The organism is Sodalis sp. RH20, assembly GCF_047324205.1.
GTDB lineage: Bacteria > Pseudomonadota > Gammaproteobacteria > Enterobacterales > Enterobacteriaceae > Acerihabitans.
This window is the reverse complement of the sequence record NZ_CP178733.1, coordinates 5527366-5552116: the sequence shown is the minus strand read 5'-3', so window position 1 is coordinate 5552116 and position 24751 is coordinate 5527366. Positions and strand designations below refer to the sequence as shown.

The 24751-nt window shown below is 57.8% G+C and carries 23 protein-coding genes, 1 other RNA gene and 1 pseudogene; 15 read left to right on the top strand and 10 right to left on the bottom strand.

Going from position 1 to position 24751, the window contains the following annotated elements:
- Positions 1–112 precede the first annotated feature (112 nt).
- Complete coding sequence (locus ACL2XM_RS25375) at positions 113–1054, top strand: TerC family protein (RefSeq protein WP_413721515.1); 942 nt, start codon at positions 113–115, stop codon at positions 1052–1054.
- On the opposite strand, the gene ACL2XM_RS25370 is transcribed toward ACL2XM_RS25375, so the two are convergent.
- The 4 genes from ACL2XM_RS25370 to uxaC form a co-directional block, all read right to left on the bottom strand.
- Positions 1051–1593 (bottom strand): YgjV family protein, encoded by a 543-nt coding sequence (locus ACL2XM_RS25370; RefSeq protein WP_413729371.1) that lies wholly within the window; start codon positions 1591–1593, stop codon positions 1051–1053. The genes ACL2XM_RS25375 and ACL2XM_RS25370 overlap by 4 nt on opposite strands.
- 96 nt (positions 1594–1689) lie before the next feature.
- A complete protein-coding gene (locus tag ACL2XM_RS25365) occupies positions 1690–3177 on the bottom strand; it encodes a UxaA family hydrolase (protein ID WP_413731879.1) in 1488 nt (495 codons plus the stop codon).
- A gap of 18 nt (positions 3178–3195) precedes the next feature.
- Positions 3196–4647, bottom strand: coding sequence for a tagaturonate reductase (locus ACL2XM_RS25360; protein WP_413731877.1), 1452 nt, complete (start codon positions 4645–4647; stop codon positions 3196–3198).
- Between the two features lie 84 nt (positions 4648–4731).
- Positions 4732–6141 (bottom strand): glucuronate isomerase, encoded by a 1410-nt coding sequence (gene uxaC, locus ACL2XM_RS25355; RefSeq protein ID WP_410013393.1) that lies wholly within the window; start codon positions 6139–6141, stop codon positions 4732–4734.
- 555 nt (positions 6142–6696) lie between these two features.
- Between uxaC and ACL2XM_RS25350 the strand changes: the two genes are divergently transcribed.
- From ACL2XM_RS25350 to ACL2XM_RS25310, 9 genes and pseudogenes are all read left to right on the top strand, one after another.
- Complete coding sequence (locus ACL2XM_RS25350) at positions 6697–7995, top strand: MFS transporter (RefSeq protein ID WP_413731876.1); 1299 nt, start codon at positions 6697–6699, stop codon at positions 7993–7995.
- Between the two features lie 272 nt (positions 7996–8267).
- A complete protein-coding gene (gene exuR / locus ACL2XM_RS25345; RefSeq protein WP_410013392.1) occupies positions 8268–9044 on the top strand; it encodes a transcriptional regulator ExuR in 777 nt (258 codons plus the stop codon).
- A gap of 411 nt (positions 9045–9455) precedes the next feature.
- Entirely contained in the window at positions 9456–10136 is a 681-nt protein-coding gene (locus ACL2XM_RS25340) for a DedA family protein (protein WP_413721516.1), read from the top strand.
- A complete protein-coding gene (gene mzrA, locus ACL2XM_RS25335) occupies positions 10133–10522 on the top strand; it encodes an EnvZ/OmpR regulon moderator MzrA (RefSeq protein ID WP_413723560.1) in 390 nt (129 codons plus the stop codon). Before ACL2XM_RS25340 ends, mzrA begins: the two co-directional genes overlap by 4 nt.
- 153 nt (positions 10523–10675) lie before the next feature.
- Positions 10676–10981, top strand: coding sequence for a DUF883 family protein (locus ACL2XM_RS25330; protein ID WP_162366294.1), 306 nt, complete (start codon positions 10676–10678; stop codon positions 10979–10981).
- A 4-nt stretch (positions 10982–10985) separates the two neighbouring features.
- Positions 10986–11369 (top strand): annotated as a pseudogene (locus tag ACL2XM_RS25325) (phage holin family protein); the annotation flags it as partial.
- A 74-nt stretch (positions 11370–11443) separates the two neighbouring features.
- A complete protein-coding gene (locus ACL2XM_RS25320) occupies positions 11444–11728 on the top strand; it encodes a YqjK-like family protein (RefSeq protein ID WP_410013388.1) in 285 nt (94 codons plus the stop codon).
- Between the two features lie 228 nt (positions 11729–11956).
- Entirely contained in the window at positions 11957–12349 is a 393-nt protein-coding gene (locus ACL2XM_RS25315) for a DoxX family protein (protein WP_413731874.1), read from the top strand.
- Between the two features lie 612 nt (positions 12350–12961).
- Positions 12962–13963 (top strand): glutathione S-transferase family protein, encoded by a 1002-nt coding sequence (locus ACL2XM_RS25310; protein ID WP_410013386.1) that lies wholly within the window; start codon positions 12962–12964, stop codon positions 13961–13963.
- Positions 13964–14007: 44 nt separating this feature from the next.
- On the opposite strand, the gene ACL2XM_RS25305 is transcribed toward ACL2XM_RS25310, so the two are convergent.
- Positions 14008–14898, bottom strand: a complete 891-nt coding sequence (locus ACL2XM_RS25305; RefSeq protein ID WP_410013385.1) for a LysR family transcriptional regulator — start codon at positions 14896–14898, stop codon at positions 14008–14010.
- 196 nt (positions 14899–15094) lie between these two features.
- Between ACL2XM_RS25305 and ACL2XM_RS25300 the strand changes: the two genes are divergently transcribed.
- Positions 15095–15823: a pirin family protein gene (locus ACL2XM_RS25300; RefSeq protein WP_410013384.1), complete on the top strand. Its 729-nt coding sequence runs from the start codon at positions 15095–15097 to the stop codon at positions 15821–15823.
- A 65-nt stretch (positions 15824–15888) separates the two neighbouring features.
- Here ACL2XM_RS25300 and rnpB read toward each other — a convergent pair.
- Both rnpB and rsmI read right to left on the bottom strand, forming a co-directional pair.
- Positions 15889–16265: RNase P RNA component class A (gene rnpB / locus ACL2XM_RS25295), an RNA gene on the bottom strand.
- 25 nt (positions 16266–16290) lie between these two features.
- Positions 16291–17160, bottom strand: a complete 870-nt coding sequence (gene rsmI / locus ACL2XM_RS25290; protein ID WP_413721517.1) for a 16S rRNA (cytidine(1402)-2'-O)-methyltransferase — start codon at positions 17158–17160, stop codon at positions 16291–16293.
- A gap of 62 nt (positions 17161–17222) precedes the next feature.
- On the opposite strand from rsmI, the gene ACL2XM_RS25285 reads away from it, so the two are divergent.
- Genes ACL2XM_RS25285 through dolP form a run of 4 tightly spaced genes read left to right on the top strand, consistent with a single transcriptional unit; the run spans position 17223 to position 20744 of the window.
- Positions 17223–19178, top strand: coding sequence for a penicillin-binding protein activator (locus ACL2XM_RS25285; RefSeq protein ID WP_413731873.1), 1956 nt, complete (start codon positions 17223–17225; stop codon positions 19176–19178).
- Positions 19136–19531 (top strand): YraN family protein, encoded by a 396-nt coding sequence (locus tag ACL2XM_RS25280; RefSeq protein ID WP_413721519.1) that lies wholly within the window; start codon positions 19136–19138, stop codon positions 19529–19531. The genes ACL2XM_RS25285 and ACL2XM_RS25280 overlap by 43 nt, the downstream gene beginning before the upstream one ends.
- Positions 19532–19568: 37 nt before the next feature.
- Positions 19569–20159 (top strand): DnaA initiator-associating protein DiaA, encoded by a 591-nt coding sequence (diaA, locus tag ACL2XM_RS25275; protein ID WP_410013380.1) that lies wholly within the window; start codon positions 19569–19571, stop codon positions 20157–20159.
- Between the two features lie 9 nt (positions 20160–20168).
- Positions 20169–20744, top strand: coding sequence for a division/outer membrane stress-associated lipid-binding lipoprotein (dolP, locus tag ACL2XM_RS25270; protein WP_413721520.1), 576 nt, complete (start codon positions 20169–20171; stop codon positions 20742–20744).
- Positions 20745–20785: 41 nt separating this feature from the next.
- Here the strand turns inward: dolP and mtgA are convergent, their stop codons facing one another.
- The 3 genes from mtgA to arcB all read right to left on the bottom strand — a co-directional run bounded on the left by mtgA (position 20786) and on the right by arcB (position 24727).
- Entirely contained in the window at positions 20786–21514 is a 729-nt protein-coding gene (gene mtgA, locus ACL2XM_RS25265) for a monofunctional biosynthetic peptidoglycan transglycosylase (protein WP_410013378.1), read from the bottom strand.
- Positions 21511–22164, bottom strand: a complete 654-nt coding sequence (elbB, locus tag ACL2XM_RS25260; protein ID WP_410013377.1) for an isoprenoid biosynthesis glyoxalase ElbB — start codon at positions 22162–22164, stop codon at positions 21511–21513. Before elbB ends, mtgA begins: the two co-directional genes overlap by 4 nt.
- Before the next feature lie 229 nt (positions 22165–22393).
- Complete coding sequence (gene arcB, locus ACL2XM_RS25255) at positions 22394–24727, bottom strand: aerobic respiration two-component sensor histidine kinase ArcB (RefSeq protein WP_410013376.1); 2334 nt, start codon at positions 24725–24727, stop codon at positions 22394–22396.
- Positions 24728–24751 lie beyond the last annotated feature (24 nt).

Sequence of the window (24751 nt, the reverse complement as noted above, 5' to 3'; positions counted from 1 at the left end):
TCCTGCGTTGTAAGTGAGACCTTGCCGGAAGGCGAGGTATGTTTGCATCCTGGATCAGGAAAAAACGGCTGCGTCTTCCGACGTTAGCCGTTTTTTTTTGAGGATATCCCTGATGAATACCGTTGGCACACCTTTGCTGTGGGGCGTTTTTTCCGTGGTGGTCGTTATCATGCTGGCCATCGACCTGCTGCTCCAGGGCAAAACCATGACGTTGAAACGCGCCGCCTGCTGGTCCGTGGTGTGGGTCTCCCTATCCCTGCTGTTTAACGCCGCCTTTTGGTGGTATCTCGCCACCACCCAGGGGCGCGCCGTGGCCGACCCGCAGGCGCTGGCATTCCTTACCGGTTACCTGATTGAAAAAGCGCTGGCGGTGGATAATGTCTTTGTCTGGCTAATGCTGTTCGGTTATTTCGCCATACCGGCGCAGCTGCAACGGCGGGTACTGGTCTACGGGGTATTGGGCGCCATCGTACTGCGCACCCTGATGATCTTTGGCGGCAGCTGGCTAGTGACCCGGTTCGACTGGCTGCTGTATATTTTCGGCGCCTTCCTGCTGTTTACCGGGATTAAAATGGCCTGGTCAAAAGAGGATGACGCCGCGCTTGACCAAAAACCGCTGGTACGCTGGCTGCGCGGCCATTTGCGCATGACCGGTGAAATCCACGGCGAGCGCTTTTTTGTCCGCCAAAACGGCGTACTGTTCGCCACGCCGCTGATCCTGGTGCTGATCCTGGTGGAATTCAGCGACGTCATTTTCGCCGTCGACAGTATTCCGGCTATTTTTGCCGTCACCACCGATCCCTTTATCGTCCTGACCTCCAACCTGTTCGCTATTCTGGGCCTGCGCGCCATGTATTTTATGCTGGCGGGCGTGGCCGAACGCTTCTCGCTGCTGAAATATGGCCTGGCGCTGATCCTGGTCTTTATCGGCGCCAAGATGCTGATCGTGGATATTATCCATATTCCCGTGGCGATATCCCTGGGCGTGGTGGCCTCTATTCTGGCAGCCACCCTGCTGATTAACGCCTGGGTTAACCAGCGTAAAGGGGGTTAACGCGTCGAGACGGCTTTATGTTCCGCGGCGAACGGGTCGATGCCGCGTAATTGCATACGGCGAAAGCGCACGATATTAATGCCGTTGACAATCAAAAAGCTGCCTTCGATAAGCGAGCCGCCGATAGAGCCAAGCCAGATATTATGGATGACCCAGCCGGCGGTGGAACACCACATCACGCAGCGGGTGGTCAGCCCGCGGGTGCGGAACAGCGCCCAGGTGCTGATAACCGTACCGATAATGGGCAGCAGCTCCACGGCGTGCTTGACCTCGGAGAGCCCGAGCGCCAGGGTGAGGATAATGAATGCAAACATCACCAGAATGCTGCGGGTACGTGTTGAGATCACCGTACGCAGCGCATTCAGCACCGCGCTCATGCCCGCGGCGTTGGCGCCCATCAGGAAAAAATGGCAACCGATGATAAAGCTGTAAAGCGCGAGCTGCAGTTTGAACTTGCGATCGTCACGTTTGATAAACATGGTGATGCCGACAAAAAATGCCAACACCCCCACGCCCTGAGCGACCCAGTAAAGGCTCATGGCACGGCATTCCTGTAATTTGGGGAAAGAATAAAATGAAAACGGCGCTTCATAATTATGAAACGCCGTTCTTATAGTAAGGATTCAGGCCGGTTTTTACAACGTTACGCCGCTTTTAAATATGGCCAGTTCCCGGAAATCATTCACTTCGTTGCGCGTGTGCTTGCCATTGGCAATGGCGACGATTAAATCGACGAACTCCGCCAGCACCTGATCCATCGCGACGCCGTGAATCAACCGGCCGGCGTCGAAATCAATCCAATGAGGCTTTTTCGCCGCCAGTTCGCTGTTGGTGGCAAGCTTCACCGTCGGCACAAAACCGCCGTAAGGCGTGCCGCGCCCGGTGCTGAACAGCACCATATGGCATCCCGCGCCCGCCAGGGCGCTGGTGGCCACCGCGTCGTTGCCCGGCGCGCTGACCAGGTTGAGGCCCGGCACATGCAGGCGCTCCCCGTATTTCAGCACGTCCATCACCTTGCTCTGGCCGGCTTTTTGCGTACAGCCGAGGGATTTCTCCTCCAGGGTGGTAATGCCGCCGGCCTTATTCCCCGGCGATGGGTTTTCATAAATCGGCTGTTGATGGGCGATAAAATATTGTTTGAAATCATTGACCATATGCACGGTCTTTTCAAACGTCGCCTCGTCCCGGCAGCGGCTCATCAGGATACGCTCGGCGCCGAACATTTCCGGTACTTCGGTTAATACCGAGGTGCCGCCGTTGGCGATGACATAATCCGAGAAGCGTCCCAGCAGCGGATTGGCGGTAATGCCGGACAACCCGTCCGAACCGCCGCATTCGAGGCCGAATTTCAGCTCGCTGAGTTTGCCCGGCTGGCGCTTATCCTCGCGCATCGCCAGGTAAAGCGCGCGCAGGCACTCCAGCCCCGCCTCCACTTCATCATCCTGCTGCTGGCAGACCATAAAGGTCACCCGCTGCGGATCATACTCGCCAAGCGTGGTGCGGAACACGTCGACCTGATTGTTTTCGCAGCCCAGGCCAATCACCAGCACCGCGCCGGCGTTGGGATGGCGCACCATGTTTTGCAGCATGGTGCTGGTGTTTTCATGATCCTGCCCCAGCTGCGAGCAGCCGAACGGATGGGTAAACAGATGAACGCCGTCGATATCCTCGGCGCCAAAGGTTTCCTTCAAAAAACGCTGCTGGATCTGTTTGGCGATGCCGTTGACGCAGCCGACGGTCGGCAGGATCCACAGCTCGTTGCGGATGCCCACCTCGCCGTTGGCGCGGCGGTATATCTGAATCTCACGATCGGGCATCTGCGCCGGCAGGGTTTTGAAATCCGGCAGGTACTGATATTCATCCAGGTCGCTAAGATTGGTCTTGGCATTTTGCGAATGAATGTGCTGGCCGGGAGCGATGGGGCTCAGCGCATGGCCGATGGGCAGACCATATTTAACGATCATTTCGCCCTCGCCTATGGGCGCCAGGGCAAACTTATGGCCCCGGGCGATAGGCTGGGGCAGCGTGATGGTCACGCCCCCGATTTCCACCGTTTCATTCGTGTCGAGGTCTTGCAGGGCGACCGCCACATTGTCTGAGGAATGAATTTTAATAATATTCATGAATTAACCTTTTTGCTTTCAGCAATAGGCTGAAACGGCAGTGCGCATGCCTTGGTCGATAATGGCCTGCAACTGCTGTTCAACCTGTTTCGCCAGGCCGGGAACCTTGAGCAGATCCTGTTCCCAATGCTCTGTATCGCCCAACACGTCATTTACTAAGGTGCTTAACGCCACCTCGCCTTTGTCCACGCCGCTCCAAAGCGATTTGAAACGGGTAATCCATTTTTCATCATCCTGCATCGGGTAGCTTTCGCCGTTGCGTTCTCCGCGGTAAAACGCGATCAGCGCCGCCAGGGCGAAGGTCAGCCGGGCCGGAAGCTCGCCGTGTTTTTCACGATAGGACAACAGCTGCGGCAGGATGCGGGTACGGAATTTGGTCATGCCGTTCAGGGAGATGGACAATAACTGATGCTGGATAAAGGGGTTGCGGAAACGGCTTAGCACCGCCTGCGCAAACGAGGTCAGTTCATCATGGGGCAGATCCAGCACCGGCACGATTTCTTCGGCGATGGTTTTTTCCACATAAGCGCTGATCAGTTTATCGTTCATCGATTCGCCGACGGTGTCCAGGCCGGACAGGAAAGCTACCGGCACCAGCGCGGTGTGCGCGCCGTTAAGGATGGCGACCTTGCGTTCTTTGTAGGGCTTGATGTCGTCGACGATGCGCACGTTCAGGTCCATCTGGTCCAGGCGCAGTTCCTTGGCCAGCCACTGCGGTCCCTGGATAACAAACAGATAAAAATACTCGGCGGTATCAAGGAAGGTGTCCTGGTAGCCCAGTTCGGCCTGCAGTTCTTCCACTTCGCCACGCGGGTAACCGGTCACGATACGGTCGACCAGGGTGGAGCAAAAGGTGTTGTGTTCATTGAGCCAGGTGGTGAACCCGGCCGGCAGCGCCCATTGTTGGGCGTAACGCAGCACCAGCTCTTTCAGCGCGTCGCCGTTATAGTCGATCAGTTCGCACGGCACCAGCACCCAGCCTTTATCGGCGGCGCCGTCAAAATAGCTGAAACGTTCGAACAGCAGTCGGGTCAGCTTGGCGGGATAGCTGGCGGGCGGCGTATCGGTCAGCTTGTCCCCGGCCTGGTAGCTGATGCCGGCCTCGGTGGTGTTGGAAAAGACGAAACGGATATTGGCGTCGTGCGCCAGGGCCAGGTAATCGTCGAATTCATGATAGATATTGATTTCACGGTTAACCGAGCGGATAAGCCTGGGCTCGCGCACCGCTTCGCCCTGTTCATTCAGGCCGCGGATAACGGTGGTGTACAGGCCGTCCTGGGTGCTGAGCGACGGCGGGAAATCCGTATTGATTGGACGGATGATAACGATGCCGGCGTCCAGATCGGTATGTTCATTAAGCAGATCCAACTGCCAGTCGATAAAAGCGCGTAAAAAATTTCCCTCGCCGAACTGGATGACACGCGTGGTGTACTGGGGTCCGGGAAAGTTTTGACGATTTAGCGTTTGCATGCGAAATTTACCTTAAAAATTACCCGGCTGCGGATAATAAAAAATAGCGTTTTAACCGGGCGAGCCTAAGGCCCGCCCCCAGAATCAAAGCTCAATGGCGAAGTAGTTTTTCGCGTTATCAAAGCAGATATTTTTCACCATTTCGCCCAGCAGGTTGATATCCGCCGGCGCTTCGCCCGCTTCCACCCAGTGGCCCAGCATGCGGCACAGGATGCGGCGGAAATACTCGTGGCGGGTATAGGACAGGAAGCTGCGGCTATCGGTCTGCATGCCGACAAAGCGGCTCAGCAGACCCAGGTTGGCCAACTGCAGCATCTGGCGTTCCATACCGTCTTTCTGGTCGTTAAACCACCAGCCCGGGCCGAACTGCATTTTGCCCGGCATGCCTTCACCCTGGAAGTTGCCGATCATGGTGCCGATAATTTCGTTATCCGACGGGTTCAGGCAATACAGGATGGTTTTCGGCAGGGCGTTGTTACGGGCCTGCGCATCCAGCAGGCGGGACAGCGCCATGGCGACCGGCTGGTCATTGATGGAGTCGAAGCCGGTATCCGGGCCGAGCTGTTTCAGCATGCGGGTATTATTGTTGCGCAGCGCGCCGATATGGTATTGCTGGGTCCAGCCGCGGCGGGTGTATTCACTGCCCAGGAATATCAGCACCGCGGTGCGGAACTGGGCGATTTCGTCCTTGGAGGGCAGCTTGCCGTCCAGACGGCGGGCCAGGATGCCGTTCAGGGTGTTTTCGTCCGCTTCGCCATAAACCACCACGTCCAGCGCATGGTCGGAGACCTTACAGCCATGGGCGGCAAAATGGTCCAGACGTTTTTTCAGCGCGTCGGTCAGGGTGCTGAAGCTGGTGATGGCGGTGTCGGCAGCGGCTTCCAGCAGCTTCATATAATCGTTAAAGCCTTCCGCTTCTATATTAAAGGCTTTATCCGGGCGCCAGCTCGGCAGCACTTTGATATTGAAGCTGGCGTCTTCGGCCACCGCCTTGTGGTGAACCAGGGAATCCACCGGATCATCGGTGGTGCCGGCCAGCTTCACGTTCATCTGTTTCATGATGCCGCGGGCGGAGAAATTGTCCTGGGCCAGCATTTCGTTGCCGCGATCCCAGATTTCCCGCGCGGTGGCGGGGCTCAGCAGTTTATCGGTGATGCCGAACGGACGGCGCAGTTCCAGGTGGGTCCAATGGAACAGCGGATTGCCGATGGTATGGGGAACCGTCTTGGCCCAGGCTTCGAATTTTTCATAGTCCCCGGCGTCGCCGGTGCAAAAACGCTCGGCCACGCCGTTGGTGCGCATGGCGCGCCATTTATAGTGATCGCCTTTCAGCCAGATATCGTACAAATTCTTGAAACGGTAATCTTCCGCAATCTGTACCGGCGGCAAATGGCAATGGAAGTCATAAATCGGCTGGTCCACGGCATAATCATGATACAAACGGCGAGCGAATTCGCTATCCAACAAAAAATCTTCAGTCAAAAACTGGGACATTTCAGGCTCCTCACCTTCATTTCTTTGAGTTATGTTTCTTAAATGTTGAAAGGTGTTATACCAATTTAGCAGGAAAATGCAGATCCTGCCGGTGCTGATATACCATTTCCTGCCAAATTCAACAAAAACTCAACATATATAGGTCAGCTACAGGGCTTACGCCCGGCTAACGGGACGATTTATTATCCCTTAAAATAAAAATGGTTTTTGTGATGTCACTCAACTTTTAAATCTGTATGACAAGTTATCGTAGCGCCACATTGAGTCTGGACTCAATCATTTTGTTTAGATGACCGCACTCAGGGTCATGAATTCATCTGACGGGCCAGGGCGATGCGGATTTCCGGCGGCGATTTGCCGGCAGTCCAAACAGCGGTAAGCGGTATCGGGTTAAAGCGGCAGGCGTTGGCAAGGCGCGGGTCGTTAGACCGGATAACAGGCCGACAGAATATAACAATACCCGGAGAGCGCGCTCTCCGGCTGGCTCTATACCCGTCGTCCCCATGATATCTGGGTAGTGGTGATGACGGCTCATACTCATTGGGAGAAGTGGTAATGCGTAAAATAAAAGGGTTACGCTGGTATATGATCGCCCTGGTCACCGTTGGTACGGTGCTGGGTTACCTGACGCGTAACGCCATTGCGGTGGCAGCTCCTACCCTCCAGGACCAGCTGCATATCACCACACAGCAATATTCCTATATTATTGCCGCCTACTCTGCATGTTATACGCTCATGCAGCCGGTAGCCGGTTATGTACTGGATTTGCTGGGCACAAAAGTCGGTTACGCCGTATTCGCCATCGTTTGGGCGCTGATGTGTATGGCGACCGCGCTGGCCAGCAGCTGGGGCGGACTGGCGATTGCCCGTGGCGCCGTCGGCATGGCTGAAGCGGCTATGATCCCCGCCGGCCTGAAGGCCAGCAGCGAATGGTTCCCGGCGAAAGAACGTTCTATCGCCGTGGGTTACTTCAACGTCGGCTCGTCAATCGGGGCGATGCTCGCACCGCCGCTGGTCGTCTGGGCGATTGTGGTTCACAGCTGGGAACTGGCGTTCGTTATCGTCGGCGCGCTGAGCCTGGTCTGGGCCATCGCCTGGCTGGTACTGTATAAGCACCCGAAAAACCAGAAGAAACTGAGCGACGAAGAGCGCGAATATATTCTGGGCGGCCAGGAAGCACAGCATCAGGTAAACAACGCCAAGAAGTTGTCCGCCTGGCAGATTATCCGCAACCGTCAGTTCTGGGGCATCGCCATCCCGCGTTTCCTGGCTGAACCGGCCTGGGGTACCTTTAACGCCTGGATCCCGCTGTTCATGTTCAAGGCTTACGGGTTCAACCTGAAAGAAATCGCCCTGTTCGCCTGGATGCCGATGCTGTTTGCGGATCTCGGCTGTATCCTCGGCGGCTATATGCCTCCGTTCTTCCAGCGCATCTTCGGCGTTAACCTGATCGTTTCACGTAAACTGGTCGTGACCCTCGGCGGTTTCCTGATGATTGGCCCTGGCCTTATCGGTCTGTTTACCAGTCCTTACGTTGCCATCGGCCTGCTGTGCATCGGCGGTTTTGCCCATCAGTCCCTGTCCGGCGCACTGATTACGCTCTCCTCCGACGTCTTCGGCCGTAACGAAGTCGCCACCGCCAACGGCCTTACCGGCATGGCGGCCTGGACGGCAAGCACCATGTTCGCCCTGGTCGTAGGCGCCCTGGCGGACACCTTGGGCTTCAGCCCGCTGTTCGCGGTACTGTCGGTATTTGACTTACTGGCCGTGCTGGCGGTATGGACCATACTGCAAAACCGTCCGGTGGTAGAACTGCTGCCCGGGCAAGAGCCGCTCAAACCGGCCCATAGCTAAATGACGCCGCAACGCGCGCTGTTTTCCGCGCGACGCGGCGACCAATAGCACGTCCCTGAAATCCCCGGCACATGCATGACGCATTGCCGGGGATTTTTATTCCGGGGCGGAAAAGTAGGTGTAATGGGATATGTCCATCTAGGCGCTTCATTTAATAAGTGGTATAACAAATATGTCATCGATGTGAGTTCTAAACGAGCAACTTTTGACGCGTTGCGCAGTGATGGCGCGGCACCGACTAAAACGTTACCCAACATTTAAGAGCCTGTATCATGGAATTCACCGAAACCCGACGATTATACCAACAGCTGGCCGCCGAGCTGAAACAACGCATCGAGACCGGCGTCTATCCCGTGGGTGAAAAACTGCCGGCGGAGCGCTATATCGCGGAAGAGATGAATGTCAGCCGCACCGTGGTGCGTGAAGCCATCATCATGCTGGAAGTGGAAGGCTACGTTGAAGTGCGCAAAGGTTCCGGCATCCACGTCATCTCCAGTCAGCAAAAAAACCTGCTGCTGCCCAGCGGCGAGTTTCAGTTCACCACCGCAGGTCCGTTTGAACTCCTGCAGGCGCGCCAGCTGATCGAGAGCAATATCGCCGAATTCGCCGCCACGCAGGTTACCCGCCAGGATATCGTGTTATTAATGGATATCCAGGAAAATGCCCGCCTGGAAGATCGTTTCCGCGATTCAAAATGGGATCTGAAATTCCATGTCCAGGTCGCCCTGGCGACGCAGAACACCGCCATGGCCACCATTGTCGAGCAGATGTGGAGCCAACGGCTGCACAACCCGTACTGGCGCAAGCTGCATGAACATATCGATGATAAATCCATCGAAAGCTGGTGCGAAGATCACGATCATATCCTCAAGGCCTTGATCCGCAAAGACCCCTACGCGGCCAAACTGGCGATGTGGCAACATCTGGAAAACACCAAGCAAATGCTGTTCCACGCCACCACCGATGATTTCGAATTTAACGTCGACCGTTACATGTTTACCGAAAATCCGGTCGTACACCTTGATAGCCTGGCCAACGGCACCAAATAAACCCTCGCGTTGCATGTGATGATCAGGCCGCGGCGCGCCATTGAGGGCCCGCATCCGTGTAGGTGCCCTGGCGCCACGCCGGGGGCGTTCGTTCATTTCAGGCCAATGGCGCGCCATCCTTGACTCTCCTTACCCCGTCCCAGGCGGATGTGCGCGTTTTCAACCTCCTGTTTTTTTTAGTCTTGCCAAGCGCTTGCGCCCGACGGCCGGACCACGTCAGTAAGTGTCGTTTTTCTGTCAGCCCATGTAAAAGAAGCCTTTGCCAGGCGTTTTTATTGCAATATATCCTCGCGACGGGACGATTGTCGGTTATATTTCCCTGTCTCACGATGTCTGATTTTGTTACAGTGAGATGGCTTTTTTTACATTTTAACCAGGTTGTAAGCTGCTGTTTCAAGTTAGGAATGCTGAATGGATATACTAAAATCCCTGGTACATGCCCTCTGGCAACAGGATTTTGAAACACTTGCCGACCCTACATTGGTCTGGACCCTCTATTTGATATTGTTTGTCATTTTATTTCTGGAGAACGGCTTGTTGCCCGCGGCTTTCCTGCCCGGGGATAGCCTGCTGATCCTGGTGGGCGTGCTGATAGCCAAAGGCACCATGAATTTTCCCCTGACCCTGCTGATACTGACAGCGGCCGCCAGCCTGGGATCGTGGATCAGTTATATACAGGGTAAATGGCTGGGCAATACGCGCATGGTGCAAAGCTGGCTGTCCCATTTGCCGGCGCAATATCACCAGCGCTCGCATTCTTTGTTTTACCGGCACGGGCTTTCGGCGCTGCTTATCGGTCGTTTTGTCGCCTTTGTCCGCACCCTGCTGCCGACCATCGCCGGCCTGGCCGGACTGAGCGATACCCGCTTCCAGCTGTTTAACTGGCTGAGCGCGTTTATCTGGGTATTTATCCTGACCACCGTCGGTTTCCTGCTTGGCAAAACCGCCCTGTTCAAGCATTACGAAGATGAGCTCATGCTGGGATTGATGTTACTGCCGCTGATCTTCCTGGTGATGGGACTGGTCGGCTCGCTGCTGATATTGTGGCGTAAAAAACGCGCCACGGACGCCGTAAAAAGGTTAAGAAAGTGAATGTGAACGTAAAATGGCGGCGCGGGTGGATGACATGGCGAGCGGTATTGGTGGCGACAGCCTCGCTGCTGGTCTTGATATTGCTGCTGCCGGCGCTGATGACCAAAGAGACGGCGCTGGAGATTACCCTTGCCAGCGAACGCGGTTCCCTGCCCGACGGTTTTTATATCTACCAGCGCCTTGACGAGCGCGGCATCAGGATCAAAAGCATCACTCCCGCCAGGGACAGCCTGATTATCCTGCTCGATACGCCCGAACAGGCGCTGGCGGCGCAGCGCGCCCTGGAAGATCTGCTGCCGGAAAATTATTCGGTTTCACGCAGCCGGCACTATCCCCGATGGCACTGGCTTCCCTATCTGCATACCGGCAATGCCCGGGTAGGCTAACCCTATTAACCCTAAGAAATTGCTATAAGTTTTTTGCGGTTTGCCAAATCCGGGGCTACGCTTACAACAAGCGCTAAATATTAGACGCCTAGGTAGTAATGATGGATTAATACGGGCTAACACTGATTCGTAAACGTCGAAGGAGTAAAAAAGATGGTTAAAGATACGACCTCTGAACATTTACGCGCCGAATTAAAGTCATTGGCGGATACGCTGGAAGAAGTGCTGCGTGGCTCCTCTCAGAAACCCAAGGCTGAATTTGACAAGTTGCGCAGCAAGGCGGAAAGCGCGCTCAAGGAAACCCGGACCCGTCTCGGCGATGGCGGCGAGCGCCTGGCCGAACAGACCAAAGTGGTTGCGGAAAAGGCCGATGAATATGTACATGACAACCCCTGGACGGGTATCGGCATCAGCGCCGTAGTCGGGTTTGTCCTTGGTGCGTTAATTATGCGGCGTTGATAAAATGATTGAACAGCAAAGCCAGGGCCCTGGCAAGGGCATTTTCACCATAGGCCAGCGTATTATTACCATTATTGTCAGTATGGTGGAGACCCGCCTGCGTTTGGCAGTGGTAGAGCTGGAACAAGAAAAATCCAATATTATCCAAATGCTGATGATGGCCGGTATTACGTTGTTACTGGCCGCTTTTGGCTTGATGAGCCTGCTGGTGCTGCTGATCTGGGCCATCGATCCGCAATACCGCCTGACGGCGATAGCCACTACCACCGCGGTGCTGTTCGCGCTGGCGATTATTGGCGCCATCTGGACGTTGGGCAAGGCTAAGCGTTCCACCCTGCTGGGTTCCACGCGCGAAGAACTGCAGGTTGACCGGAATATATTGGAAAAGGTCCAGGACGAAATTCAGGAAGAAGAGAAAGCCCGCAAGCGCGAAAAGGAAAGGGAAAGAGCCAGGGAGGACAGATGAGCGACCATCAGCCTAAAATGACTAAAACCCAACTCCTGCGCACCATACACCAGCAGCGGCTGGATCTGGGGGCGGAAAAACGCGCCTGGTATTTTGCCACCGCCCGCTACGACCGCGGCTGGAACACGGTATTGAGCCTGCGCAAGTATCTGATAGCCGGTTCCAGCATACTGGCGCTGTACAATATCCGCCATCCCAGCCGTTTTATCCGCTGGACAAAACGCGCGCTCGGCATTGTCGGTACGCTTAAACTGATTCGCACCACGCTTCAATCACGTTAATACGCTCTCCCGCGGGCGAAAGCCCGCAGGAATCTCCACCGCCCCGCCCCTTACTCAATTTTTTTGATAATAACCGACAGTTTTAATCGCTATCACCCAACCTTTCTTACGGATAACATCTCCCTCATCAAACGCAACGGGTTCATTAAGCCGTCTAACCTGCTTTAAAACCTGCTGTAATCTGGCCTTCGTTTTGAAGGCCGTCCTTTAAAATAAGATGGGAAGAAGATGAAAAAATTAGATGATAGCTCCATCCTGGTTGCCCGGATCCTGTTGCCGATCCTATTTATCGTTTCCGGCTTCGGCAAAATAGGCGGCTACGCCGCTACGCAGCAATATATGGAAGCCATGGGCGTGCCCGGCTTTATGCTGCCCCTGACCATCTTGCTGGAATTCGGCGGCGGCCTCGCCATCCTGTTCGGTTTCCTCACCCGCACGGTTGCGTTGATCACCGTGGTCTTTGTCCTGCTGACCGCCTTTATTTTCCATAGCGATTTCTCCCAGGCTGGCAACCAGATCAACTTTATGAAGAACCTCTCCATCTCCGGCGGCTACTTACTGCTGGCGGTGCTGGGCGCCGGTTATTTCAGCATCGATCGCCTGCTTAACAAAAAGTGGTAACAGGCCGCAGAAGGCAAAGCTGACTACACTTAACACAAGCAGTGTTCAAGGGAAAACGCCCCATGGCATGGTAGGCACGCGATCATCGAGCTCACATAAGTCGTGTTAAAGGGAGAGCGTGCCAATGGGGTTGAATCGGGCGTGGTTTTCCCGCCCGACCGAGCGCCCCATGGTGCGCTATGCCCGCCAACGCCGAGCTCAACGCAGACGTGTTAAAGGGAGAGCGTGCCAATGGGGTCGAATCGGGCGTGGTTTTCCCGCCCGACCGAGCGCCCCATGGTGCGCTATGCCCGCCAACGCCGAGCTCAACGCAGACGTGTTAAAGGGAGAGCGTGCCAATGGGGTCGAATCGGGCGTGGTTTTCCCGCCCGACCGAGCGCCCCATGGTGCGCTATGCCCGCCAACGCCGAGCTCAACGCAGACGTGTTAAAGGGAGAGCGTGCCAATGGGGTTGAATCGGGCGTGGTTTTCCCGCCCGACCGAGCGCCCCATGGCATGGTAGGCCCGCGATCATCGAGCTCACATAAGCCGTGTTAAAGGGGGAGTGTTCCATCACACCGCAGGCCCGCTGGCACCGGCCGCAATTATCCACTGACTATAAGGAACTCGCATATGGGACTGCTCGTAGAAGGCCAATGGCAAAACAGCTGGTACGACACCAAATCCACCGGCGGACGCTTCGAACGCTCGGCCGCGCAGTTCCGCAACTGGATCACCCCTGACGGCGCGCCCGGCCCCACCGGCCGCGGCGGATTCGCCGCGGCGAACCACCGCTACCACCTCTATGTCTCGCTGGCTTGCCCCTGGGCGCACCGCACACTCCTGATGCGCAAACTCAAAGGCCTGGAGAACCTGATCCCGGTGTCCGTGGTCCATCCCCTCATGCTGGAAAACGGCTGGACCTTCGGCACTGATTTTCCCGGCGCCACCGGCGACCCGCTTTACCACAAGGATTACCTCTACCAGCTCTATCTCGAGGCCGACCCCCGCTACAGCGGGCGCACCACGGTACCGGTGCTATGGGATACCGCGGGGAAAACCCTCGTCAGCAATGAATCGGCGGATATCATCCGCATGTTCAACAGCGCCTTCGACGGCGTCGGCGCCCGCGCCGGCGACTATTATCCCCGTGAACTGCGCGCGCAAATCGATGAGATTAACGGCTGGGTTTACGACCAGGTCAACAACGGCGTTTATAAAGCGGGCTTCGCCACGTCCCAGCAAGCCTATGATGACGCGGTGGAAGGCGTATTCGCCGCGCTGGATCGGCTCGAGGCGATACTGGGCCGCCATCGCTACCTCACCGGCGACCGGCTGACCGAAGCGGATCTGCGCCTCTGGACCACCCTGATCCGTTTTGATCCGGTCTATGTCACCCATTTCAAATGCGATCGCCGCCGGATTGGCGATTACCTCAACCTGTCGGGCTTCCTGCGCGATATCTACCAAATGCCGGGCATCAGCGACACGGTAGATTTCGCCCATATCCGCAACCACTACTACCGCAGCCACGCCACGCTCAATCCCCACGGTATCATTTCCATCGGACCGCGGCAGGATCTGGACGAACCGCACGGCCGCGACGATCGTTTCGGCCCGGCGGACGAGGACTGACCGGCGCCGGGATGCGGCGGCGTCAGGTTAACAGCGGCCGGATCTCAGGCGAATAATTTCGGGATTTCGCGAAGGAACCAGGATTTGGCCTCGCCCATGCTGTCGCGGCGCCAGGCCATAATGATATCGTTCTCCATACTGTACTCGGGGCCCACGACCCGCAGGCGTCCGGCGGCAATGTCCTCCGCCACCAGCGGATAGGGCATGGTGGCCACGCCCAGCCCGGCCAGCAGCGCCCGGCGCTTATCGTGCATGGAGCTTACCGTCAGGCGTTGCTGCTTATCCAACAGCTGCACGGTCAGCACCGGACGTTCGCGGGCGGTATCGGCAATGGCGATGCCGCGGTATTTTACCCGCGTCAACTCCGACAGCGGCTCCGGCTCCTGGTGAATGGGATGATCCGGGCTGGCCACGTACACGTTGAGGATTTTATACAATTTGCGGCTGTTGATTTCCGACGAGGTGCGAAAATGCATATCCGGCGCGATAACGATATCAGCCCGGCCCTGCTCCAGCCGTTCCCAGGCACCGGCCAGCACTTCGGTAATAATCGACACCTGGGTATTGGCCTTGCGCGCCAGCTTCTCGATTAAGGGGAACAGCTTCTCGCTCGGCACCAGGGCTTCCGTCACCACGGTTAAATGGGTTTCCCAGCCGCGCGCCAGCGCCTCGGCGTCGGTGGTCAGCTTATCCGCCGCTTCCAGCAGTACCCGCCCGCGCTCCAGCAGCATGCGCCCGACGTTGGTAAACTTGGTGCGATGCCCCGAACGGTCGAACAGCACCACATCCAGCTCTTCTTCCAGTTTTTGCATGGTATAGCTTAGCGCCGAAGGTACCCGGCCCAGTTCATCCGCCGCCGCGGCAAAACTGCCGCGCCGGTCGATGGCATCCATCACCCGTAATGCTTCCAGCGTTAACGCCCGTTCTCTAGCCATGCCCGGTCTCATTCAGGAAATTTGAATATACTGACCAGATTAACTTGCTAACAATCCGCCGTCCATACCCTTACTATTTATAGAGTAAAGTTTTGGCGCCGCCGTCCCTATGCCGCCAGGCGGATAATAAACACGCCATCCGACCCTACACATAAAAAATGGGCAGTTTGTCCATAGAAAATAAGCAGACAGAGCCATGATTACATTCAGAACGGCAAAACAATGCGGCCATGCCGACTACGGCTGGCTCCAGGCGCGTTACACCTTTTCCTTCGGCCATTTTTTCGATCCCAAGATGCTCGGCTACGCTTCCCTGCGCGTGCTGAACCAGGAGGTGCTGGCGGTCGGCGCCGCCTTTCAGCCGCGCGCCTATCCGCAGGTGGATATTCTTAACCTGATCCTTCAGGGACAGGCGGAATACCGCGACAGCGAGGGCCGCCATATCCAGGCCGCCACCGGCGACGCCCTGCTGCTGTCGGCACGCAACGGCGTCACCTATAGCGAACAAAACACCGGTTCGACGCCGCTGACCCGGCTGCAACTGTGGATGGACGCCTGCCCGACGCGGGAAAACGCCGCGGTCCAGCGCCTGGCGATACCCGACCAGCCCCATTTGCTGCTGGCCTCGCCGGATGGCGAAGGCGGCAGCCTCCAATTGCGTCAACAGGCCTGGATACATCACGTGGAACTGGCGGCGGGCCAAAGCCTGACCTTGGAATTAAGGGGATCGCGCGCTTACCTGCAATCGGTGCATGGCACGATTCACATCGATAACCCGGCGACAGATAGCCCCGCTCACCGCGAGGACACCGCCAATCCCACCTTGCTGACCTGCGGCGACGGCGCTTTTATCCACAATGAGCGCCGCGTCCGGCTACAGGCGCAAACGCCGCTGCGGGCGTTATTGATCGACCTGGCGGAATAAACGCGAAGGGGGGTTGCCGGGCAAAAAAAAACCCCATGCCATAAATAAGCATGGGGCTAACGCGATAATAGAGTTGACCGGTAAGCCGGGTTCTGTCGAGGACAATCATTCATCTAGGCCAGCGCTCGCGCGCTGGCTCAAGCAGCCTACCCGGGTTCAGTACGGGCCGTACCTTGTGAACCCCTATTTGGCCTTGCTCCGGGTGGAGTTTACCATGCCGCAAACTGTTGCCAGCCGCGCGGTGCGCTCTTACCGCACCCTTTCACCCTTACCTGATCCCGCTTGCGCGGGCCATCGGCGGTTTGCTCTCTGTTGCACTTGTCGTGGGTTTGCACCCCCCAGGCGTTACCTGGCACCCTGCCCTATGGAGCCCGGACTTTCCTCCCCATGACGTTGCTTCCCGAAGGAAGGTCGGTCAAGCGGCGATTGTCTGGTCAACTCCGGCGCGGAGTATAAAAGCTTTTCGATCAATTGTCATCCCCAAGCTGGTCCAGGGCATAACGATAAAGGGCATTTTTTTTCACGCCGTGGATTTCGGCGGCCAGGGCGGCGGCTTTATTCAGCGGCAGCTCCTTTTGCAGCAGGCCGAGCGTACGCAGCGCCTCCGGCGGCAGGGCGTCGTCCTTGACCTGGAAACCTTCGACGATCAGCACCATTTCGCCGCGCGCGCGATGCTCATCCTCGCCGACCCAGGCCAGGAGTTCGCCCACCGGCGCGCCGTAGATGCTTTCCCATGTCTTGGTCAGCTCGCGCGCCAGCACCACATAGCGCGCCGGCCCCCATACGGTAACCATATCCTGCAGGCTCTCAAGCAGCCGATGGGTGGATTCGTAGAAGATAAGGGTGCGCGGTTCCTGTTCCAGGGCCAGCAGCGTATCCTGGCGGCCTTTGCGCTTCGCCGGCAGGAAACCCTCGTAGCAGAAACGATCGGAAGGCAGGCCGGCGGCGGACAGCGCGGTAATGGCCGCACAGGGACCCGGCAGCGGCACCACCCGGATACCCGCCTCGCGGCAGCGGCGGACCAAATGATAGCCCGGATCGTTGATCAACGGCGTGCCAGCGTCGCAGACAAGTGCGATACTCAGTCCTTCCTGCAGCTTTGCCAGCAAAACATCCGCTTTTTGCTGTTCGTTATGATCATGTAACGCGAACAGGCGCGCATTTATGGCAAAATGTTGTAACAATAGGCCGGTATGACGGGTATCTTCAGCAGCAATCAAGTCGACCCGCTGGAGTGTCGACAGCGCCCGCTGGGTGATGTCTTCCAGATTACCAATGGGAGTCGGTACCACATAAAGCGTTGATGCGGAAATATCTGCTTGTTGGTGTTGATTCATTGTCTCATCCGGATTGCCGATTTAATATTGAGCATCTTGAAAAAAACATCACTGGATACAGAATGCTTTACTCATATGTCATGGGTTTTAAAACAGGGCGTGTTCTACCCGTCGTGCTGGCTGCGCTGATCCTCGCCGCGTGTTCCAGCCAGGCGCCGCAGGCCCCTGCCGGCGGCGGCCAGGCCAAGCCCGGCGCCAATGCCGGCGCCAACGCCGATTATTACCTGCAGCAAATGCAGCAGGCGGGCAATGATAATAGCAAGACCGACTTTCAATTACTCGCCATTCACGCCTTGATCGGCGAAGGCAAGACCGATCGGGCGCAGCAGTTGCTCGGCACGCTACCCCAAGCGATGACCGATGTCCAACAGCGCGAGCAGCTTTTGCTGTCCGCCGAGCTTGCCGCCGCGCAAAAACGGCCGCAGGACGCAGCCGCCGCGCTGCAAAAACTCGACCCCGGCCAGCTTTCCCAGGAGCAACAGGCGCGCTTCCTGCAGGTGCGTATTGCCGCGGGCGCCGGCCAACAGCCGTCGCTGGATTTGCTGCGCGCCTATATTGCCCAGGAGCCGCTGTTGGCCGACCCGGCGGCGCATCAGCAAAATATCGACCAGACCTGGCAAGCCCTGCTGGCCTTTTCAGCCCAGCCGCAGGCAAGCCTGGTGATTAACGCCAATGAAAATGTTCTCCAGGGCTGGCTGGATCTGCAGCATGTCTACCAGGACAATAAACAGGATCCCGCCCTGCTGAAAGCCGGCATCAAGGATTGGCAGACCCGTTATCCGCAGAACCCGGCGGCCAAGACCCTGCCGACCCAGCTCAACCAGGTCCTGAACTACCAGCCCTCGTCGGTCGGGCAAATCGCCCTGTTCCTGCCGATGAACGGCCAGGCCCAGGTGTTTTCCAATGCCATCCAGCAGGGATTCAACGCCGCGAAAAACGGCCTGAATACGGCCGCCGCCCCGGTGCCGCCCACCGATGCCTCCGCGGGCCAAACCTCGCAGGCGGTCACCGCGCCCGTTGCCGCCGGACCGGCAAGCAATGCGCAAGTGAAGGTCTATGATACCTCCAGCCAGCCGCTGCCGGCGCTGCTGGCACAGGCGCAGCAGGATGGCGCCACCCTCATTGTCGGGCCACTGCTGAAAAATGAGGTGGAACAACTCTACAGCAGCCAGAGCACGATGAATATCCTGGCCCTCAACCAGCCCGAGCATCTGCAGAACCGGGCGAATATCTGCTATTTCTCCCTCTCGCCGGAAGATGAAGCCCGCGACGCCGCCAATCATATCTTCCAGCAGCACCGGCAACAGCCGTTATTGCTGGTGCCGCGTGGGTCGCTGGGCGATCGCGTCGTCAAGGCCTTTGCCGAGGCCTGGACCAAAGCCGGCGGCGGCACCGTGCTTGAGCAGCGTATCGGTTCCGTCGGCGAGCTGAAACAGGCCATCAACAGCGGCGCCGGCATCCAGCTTTCCGGCCAGCCGGTATCCACCGCGGCGCCGTCGGAACCGCAGTCGGTGACCATTGCCGGTCTGACCATCCCGGCGCCGCCAAGCGATGCGGCGATCTCGCCTTCCGCCGGCGGCGGCGTCGACGCGGTGTATATTATCGCCACCCCGTCCGAGCTGGCGCTGATCAAGCCCATGATCGACATGCGCACCAGCTCGCGCTCGCGCCTGGGCCTGTATGCCAGTTCGCGCAGCTACCAGGCCGAGGCCGGCCCGGATTACCGCCTGGAAATGGAAGGGCTGGAATTCAGCGATATCCCGCTGCTGGCGGGCGCCAATCCCGGACTGTTGCAACAAACCAGCGCGCAGTTCAAGGAAGATTATTCACTGGTGAGGCTATACGCCATGGGCATGGACGCCTGGACGCTGGTTAACCATTTCTCCGAAATGCGCCAGATCCCAGGCTTCCAGGTGGCGGGCGAAACCGGCCAGCTCTCGGCGACACCGGATTGTGTCATCAACAGGAAGCTATCTTGGCTGAAATACCAACAGGGAAAACTGGTACAGGCACTCTAAACCGGCAGCGGTCCGGCGCGCGGGCGGAATATCTGGCGCGCCGGTATCTGGAAAACGCTGGCATGCGCTTCGTCGCCGCCAATATGCGGGTGCGCGGCGGCGAAATCGATTTAATCATGCGGGAATCCCGCGCCTGGGTATTCGTCGAAGTGCGTTATCGCCGTAATAACGCATTCGGCAGCGCCGCTGAAAGCGTCACCTTCCGCAAGCAGCGCCGGTTATTGCTGGCGGCGGCGGTCTGGCTGGCGCGTCGGGGCGAAAGCCTGGAAACATCCTCTTGCCGTTTCGATGTCCTGGCCATTACCGGTTGCCGCGTAGAATGGCTGGTAAACGCCTTCGGCGCAGCGGGATAACCGCTACTTCATTTATCACAGATTAGGCTTAACTACCGTGCTGGAAAGAATCAAAGGTTGTTTTACAGAAAGTATCCAAACCCAAATCGCGGCGGCGGAGGCCTTGCCCGACGCCATCTCCCGCGCCGCCACGGCCTTGGTGCAAGCGCTGCTCACCGGCAATAAAATCCTGTGCTGCGGCAACGGGACATCCGCCGCCAACGCGCAGCATTTCGCCGCCAGCATGATCAACCGTTATGAAACCGAGCGGCCAAGCCTGCCGGCCGTGGCGTTAAACGCCGACAGCGTAGTGCTGACCGCTATCGCCAACGACCGCCTGCATCAGGAAATCTATGCCAAGCAGGTGCGGGCGCTCGGCCAGGCCGGCGATATCCTGCTCGCCATTTCCACCCGGGGCAATAGCCGTGATATTGTGAAGGCGGTGGAGGCGGCGGTAACGCGCGATATGACCATTATCGCCCTGACCGGTTACGACGGCGGCGAACTGGCCGGCCTGCTCGGGCAGCAGGACGTTGAAATCCGTATTCCTTCACACCGCAGCGCGCGCATACAGGAGATGCATATGCTGACGGTTAATTGCCTGTGCGATCTTATTGACAATTCATTGTTTCCTCACCAGGACGATTAAGGAGCTTACATGAAGGTTCGTTTCCCCTTTGTACTGCTGTTCACCGCCCTATTGCTGCAGGGATGTGTCGGTGCGGTGGTCGTCGGCAGCGCGGCGGTGGCAACGAAAACCGCCACCGATCCCCGCACGGTAGGCACCCAGGTCGATGACGGCACGCTGGAAGCCCGCGTCGGCAACGCCCTGGCCAAAGACGCGCAGATCAAGAAAGAAGCGCGTATTGTGGCCACCGCCTACCAGGGCAAGGTGTTGTTGACCGGCCAGGCGCCCACGGCGGAACTGGCCAATCGGGCCAAACAAATCGTGGTAGGCGTGGACGGCGCCACGGAAGTGTATAACGAAATTCGCCTGGGGCAGCCGGTCAGCTTGGGACGCGCCTCGATGGATACCTGGATCACCACCAAGATCCGCTCGCAGCTGCTGGCCAGCGATGCGGTGAAATCATCCAATGTCAAAGTGACCACCGAGAATGGCGAAGTCTTTTTGCTGGGACTGGTGACCAATGAAGAGGGTAAGGCGGCGGCGCAAACCGCCAGCCAGGTCAGCGGCGTCAAGCACGTCACCACCGCGTTTACCTATATCAAATAAATAGCGGGGCGGGTTCTCCCGCCCGCCCTTTCCCCTGGCGCTCAGCGCAGGCGATTTTCCCTCAGGTAGTCCTCTCCCCCCATCTGGCGCATCTGGCGCATGATCCATTGCTGGCGCATCTGCACATAACGCGACGGGGCATTGGCGCGAAAAAGCAGCGGATTCGGCAATACCGCCGCCAGCAACGCCGCTTCCGCAGCGGTCAACCGGCTGGCGGGCTTGTGGAAAAAACGCTGCGCCGCCGCTTCCACGCCAAAGGTCCCCTCGCCAAATTCGGCGATATTCAGATATACCGTCAGAATACGCCGTTTGGTCCAGAGTCCTTCCATGGCCAGGGTAATACCGGCTTCCAGCCCCTTGCGCGTCCAGCTGCGTCCGTTCCATAACAGCAGGTTCTTCGCCGTCTGCTGGGAAATGGTGGACGCGCCGCGCATCCGCTGGCTGCGTTCATTATGCGCCGCGGCCGCCTGGATGGCGTCGATATCAAATCCCCAATGCCGGGCGAACTTCTGGTCCTCGGCCGCAATCACCGCCAGCGCCATGTTCGGCGAAATATCGCTCATGCCGACCCAGTCGGAATGGGCGACATAGGCAAAATCGCCGTGCAGCCAGGCGCCCAGTTGCCGTTCCATCATCACCGCCGAAAAGGGCACCGGCAGAAAAGCAAACAGCACCACCGCCGCCAGCCACGCGCCGACAAGCGCAGCGCACCCCGCCAGCAGCCATTTCGCCGCGCGCCATGCGGAAAACCGGCCGCCTGCGATCCTCATGCGGTGAATTCCAGTACCCGCGCCACCAGTTTATCGATGCCCTTCGCCGCCTCGGTGATGGAGGTGGCCAGCATATAGCCGGGCGTGGTGATCACTTTATTGTCGGCATCGACCACAATATCATCCACCGGGCACACCACATGGATGCCCCCCATGTCTTCGATCATTTCCGCGGTATCGTTATCCGTGCCGATGGTTAACCGCAGCGGCGTATCAATCAGTTTCGGCAACAGCGCCGGGGCGATGCAAATAAAACCGATTGCTTTACGTTGTTTATGTATTTCCTGCGTCAGACGACGCAAATCGGCATCCACGTCGCCCTCGTTTCCTTTGCCGGCGATATCGCTCAGGTTCAGCACGGCGCCGAATCCACCCGGCACGATCAGCGCGTCCAGCTCATCGGCGCGCGCCTCCGCCAACGGACGTATCTGGCCGCGCGCGATACGCGCGGATTCAACCAGGACATTGCGTTTTTCGGTCATTTCTTCGCCGGAAAAATGATTAATAACATGGGCCTGGAGTTTATCCGGCGCAAAACACACCGCCTGCGCCCCAGCGCGGTCCAGGGCCAGTAACGTCAGTACCGCTTCGTGAATTTCACTACCGTCATTCACGCCACATCCGCTTAAAACGACGCCAACGCGTTTCATAAATATCCTCGCTTCCATCAGGCCGGTGAAAATATTATTTCTATTGACAAAGTCTATTCTACATCCCAAATTTTAATGGTTCTTGTAACATTACAGCGTTCTTTTGCTATGTTGATAATTAACGCTTAACGAATTTTACCACCCCGCCAACCAACAACACCTGAGAATGGGCGGGTAACAGTTTCCCTGGTGTTGGCGCAATCTTCGCGCACCCCGGCCTAGGTCGGGGTCATTTTTTTTCAGCCTTACGTACCCACTCCCGCAGCGTCTGCACATCGTTACGCCACTCCTGCCCCAGTTCGTCCACCCACTCCTGCACGTTATCCCACCAGGCCGGCAGTTCCGGCGATTGGATCTGCTGGGCCAACTGCTGCAGGTGCAGCAGGCCGATGGAGCCGGCGGCGCCTTTGATCTTATGGCCTTCCTCGGCGATGCCGTGCCGATCGCGCGCGGTCATATTGGTCGACAGCAGGGTCATATACCCCGGCATCATCTTCTCGAACATCTCCAGGCCCTGGTATATCAGGGACGGTCCCACCAGGTCCAGATACTGCTCCAGCATCGCGGTGTCCAGTATGGCCTGCGCCGCCGGCGCTCCGGCGGCATCCTCCGCGTCGGCGGGCCGATCGCCGGGATGATCCCAGAAGCGCTGGATGACCTCGGTCAGGGCCGATACCGCCAGCGGCTTGCTCAGCACATCATCCATGCCGGCATCGAGGTACTCCTGTTTGTTTTTCAGTACGTTGGCGGTCAGGGCGATCAGCGGCGGCAAATCCCGCCCGGCGTAGCGCCGGCGCAGCTCGCGGGAGATATCCAGCCCGGTCATATCCGGCAACTGGATATCCAGCAGCACCAGGTCATATTCATCGGGATCAAACATCTCCAGCGCGTCGCGGCCGGTCATCGCCACATCCACGCTGCTGCCCAGTTTTTCCAGCACCGAACGCGCCACCACCACATTCAGCTCAATGTCCTCCACCAGCAGCACGTTGAGCGCCGGCAGCGGCAGGTCATCTTCGTCGTCCTTCGGCTCAGGCCGCACTTCCGGCGCCGTGATGGACAAGCTGAAACACGAGCCTTTGCCCGGCTGGCTTTTTACCTGGATATCGCCGCCCATGGCCTGCGCCAGGCGTTTTGACACCGCAAGGCCGATGCCGGTGCCGGTGGCGGGCTTGCCGCCGTTCTGATCCTTGACCTGGTAATACATGGCGAAAATCTTGTCCTGCTCGTCCTCGGGAATGCCGATACCGGAATCCTCCACGTCAAAGCACAGCAGATCGTCTTTTTCGCGCCGGACGCGAATAATAATTTCACCGCTGCGGGTAAATTTCACCGCGTTGCCAATCAGATTCCACAGGATCTGGCGCAGGCGGGTGCCGTCGGCAAGAATGGCGGCCGGCAGCGGCGCGCAGGGCTGCATCACCAGCGTCAGCCCCTTGGGCTGCACCAAAAGGCCGGACAGGTTCTCCAAATCGGTCAGGAAGGCGTTGAAATCCATCGGCTGGTTATCCAACTGCACCTTACGCCGCTCCAGTTTATCCATTTCGATAATATCGTTGAAGATATTGCCGAGGGTGATGGCGCTGACGTGAATGGTCTTCAGGTAATTGAGCTGCTCCTGATCCAATTGGGTATCGAGCAGGATGCGGCTTAAGCCGACGATGCCGTTAAGCGGCGTACGCAGCTCGTGGCTGATCGTTGAGATAAAGGTGGTCTTCTCCCTGCTGGCGTTCTCCAGCGCGTCCTGGTAGCGCTTACGCTCGGTTATATCGCGGCCGAAACCCATCAGGCCGTGTCGTTTGCCCACCCGGTCGTAAAAAGGCACCTTGCGCAGTTCAAAACAGGCTTTGCGTCCGTCGGGATAGACCAGCCACTGCTCGTAGGTCAGCGAGACATTATGGCGGAACACCTTCTCATCGGTTTCGATCACTTTTTCCGCGATATCCGGCGCATACACATCGCGTGGGGTCAAGCCTACCAGCTGCTTCTCGCTTTTCCCCACCAACAGTTCCGTCGCGCGGTTGCAGCCGGAAAATTCCTTGTTTTCATTGCGGTAGTACACCAGGTCGGGCGAGGCGTCCAGGAAAGAGCGCAGCAGCGACGACTGCTGTTCCAGCTCGATTTGCGCCTGTTCGCGCCGGGCCATTTCCTCGGTCAGTTTATCCATGGCGCGCTGGCGGGCGTCCTCCGCCTTCTCGCGATCGGCAATCTCCTGGTTCAAATGCGCGATATTGTCCTGCAACTGCTGGTTGAGCTGCAGGTCGCGGTTGCGCATTTCCTCCAGTTTATCCACCAGCCGCGCCAGCCGCTGGCGGGATTCCTCCAGTTGCTCAACCACCACCGAGAGAAAATACACCGCCCAGGGCGTGATCAGCAGGCCGAAAAAGATCGAGCGCACCACGTCGATGCTTTCAACCTCGCCGCGCAGCAGCATGGTCACGGCCATCTGCACAATCATGGCCAGCACCACCAGCGCCGACGCCAGCAGCAGCGAAAAACGGACCAGCCCCAACTTGACCATCAGGTCGACGTAATATTGCGCCAGCAGGCGGATTTGCTTCATAGCGGTTTCCTTGGGTGACGATGC